Raw genomic sequence first — 2,293 nt, 5'->3', positions numbered from 1 at the left:
TCCAGCCCGCCATTCCCGGCTATCTGTCCCTGAGTATTATTGAGTTTGGTACTGGTCAGCGAGGTTTTGCCGTCTGCGGCGATTATCCCACCGGTGTTATTGATATTGCCGGTGCGCAGGGTTAACTGTCCGCCGCTTAACAACCGGCCCGCTTTTTGGTCGGTATTGCGGGTATTAGTCAGCCAATGGCCGTGGGTATCAATGGACATCTCGCGGCCAGCCTGTAATAACCCCGCGGTGTTATCCAGTTGACCACTGTTGACCGTCAGGGTGTCTTCGGCTATCACCTGTCCGGCGTTGTTGATGAAGGGATGACCGTGGGTCTGGCTGTTAATGTTTTGTGCCAGCAACACGCCCTGGGTGTTATTCAGGGTCTGGCTGGTTGTGGTCAGTCGGGTTTTGGCTTCAAGATGACCGTTAACGTTTTGAATGGTTTTGCCAACAGTGAGGGTGGCGCTGTCCCCGGTAGCAACCATGCTCCCCTGACCATTATCCAGTTGGGCAGCCCTGAGCTGGAGCGCGTTGCCCGCTTCCAGCCGGCCCGACTGATTATCTAGGGTGTCATTGACCGTCAGTGTCAGCGAGCCCTTGTCGGCGGCCACAATGTTGCCATGACGATTATCGACGGTCGTTGCCTTCAGGTTCAGGTTACCGTTACCCGCAATAGTGCCGCTTTGGTTATCCAGTCGCCGGGTGGTGAGGGACAGAGTGTCTTTGCCCTGTTGTTGCATCACACCACTTTGATGGCTCAGGGTGTCAGCGTTGACGGTAATCTGCCCGGCCTGAGTGTCGGCGTGGTTGAGTTGCAGGTCACCGGCTTGAATAGTCAGGGTACCATTGGTGAGCAGCTTGCCCTGATTGCCAAGCCACCGTTGGGTATTGAGCGACAGTTTCCCGTTGCCCGCCAGTTGCACGGTGCCCTGAGTGTTATCTGCCTGATGTGCTGTGAGATGCAGGTCCTCGCCGTGACTGGCAATATTACCCTGAGGGTTGTTAAGCCGGTCAGCGGTGAGGGTCAGTTTCCCCTGATTGAACAAAGTTCCCTGACAGTTATTCAGGGTGCGGGTGTTGAGCGTTAGCTCACCGCTCCCCGTCTGGTTAATTTTTCCCTGCTGGTTGGATAAATCAGGTGTAGTGAGGCGAATTTCCCGCGCCACTAACTGGCCGCCGTCGTTGTTAAACTGGCCCGGGGTTTTCGCCGTCAAACGGTCAGCGTTTACGATGGCGTGAGCGGTACTTATCCCCTGTTGGCTGGCAGTCAGTTGAATCTGATTGGCTGTGCTCTGGCTACCGCTCAGGTCAATCTGGCGGCTTTGAATGGCTAGCGTATCGGTCGCCAGATTTTTTCCCTGGGCCTGAACGTGCTGCGCCGTCAGGGTCAATGAGCCGGGCCGGGTGGTGCGGCCTTTATCATCTATCCCCGCCGCCCACACACTGCCGTGACCACTTTGTATTGTTCCTGCCTTGGCCGTGATATCGCCCCGCGCCTCAACCCGGCCACTATTGTCCAGTTGTCCGCCGGATTGCAAGGTTACCGTCGATTGCGACAGGAGTTTGCCCTGATTGTCTATCTTTGCCGTACTGGTTAATTGCAACGCATCACGGCTGCTGAGGGTGCCACTGTTCCCAATCCACCCATCGGCGGTAATATGCACTTCACCCGCCGTCGCACCGATGTTACCGGCGTTACGCACCCCCACACCCGCTTCGGTGCCTATCAACCTAATTTTATGGGCATACATGCCGCCCAGTGCCGCCACATCCAACGCAAACTCCGGGGACTTTTTATTGTCAGCCGATTTTTTTTCAATTTGCTGGTGCGCAGCATCCACAATATTGCGCCCGGTGGTTACTTTCAGGTCCTGCGCATGTAATTTGGCGTTAATCGCGACGGAGCGGGCAATAATATCGGTGTAACTTTGCTGTGTGCTGTCCATGCCGTGCCCGTCAATCCGCACGTCCCCCTGATTGACATCAAAGCCTTTCAACCGGCCCTGTTCCATCAGCGCCTCGCCGGTGGTCAGCGTGGTACGATGCGCGTTGATAAAGCCACAGCCGTTGCAGGTGATACCGGAGGGGTTAGCGATAACCACCTCCGCTTTGCGGCCAGCCACTTCGATCCAACCATTGAGGTGACTGGGATCGCGACTGTTGACTTCATTGAGGATAATTTTCGCTTCCCCTTTGGCGAGCCAGGGGTTACCGGCCACCATCCCACCGAGTTGCGTCTGAGTGGTGTTAGCGCTGTTATTGAGGATAACACCCTGTTTATCCACATCAAACTGACGGTAGC

1 protein-coding gene is annotated in these 2,293 nt (G+C 55.8%); it reads right to left on the bottom strand.

Annotation, left to right across the window (positions count from 1 at the left end; genetic code table 11):
- Window positions 1-2,293, bottom strand: a 2,293-nt coding sequence (locus LGZ99_RS24105) for a two-partner secretion domain-containing protein (RefSeq protein WP_262979816.1), incomplete at both ends; no start/stop codon positions are given.

It is taken from the genome of Photorhabdus temperata, from assembly GCF_025384845.1.
GTDB classification, from domain to species: Bacteria; Pseudomonadota; Gammaproteobacteria; order Enterobacterales; family Enterobacteriaceae; genus Photorhabdus; species Photorhabdus temperata.
The sequence above is the reverse complement of the archived record's forward strand: the minus strand, read 5'-3'. Positions and strand labels throughout refer to the sequence as shown.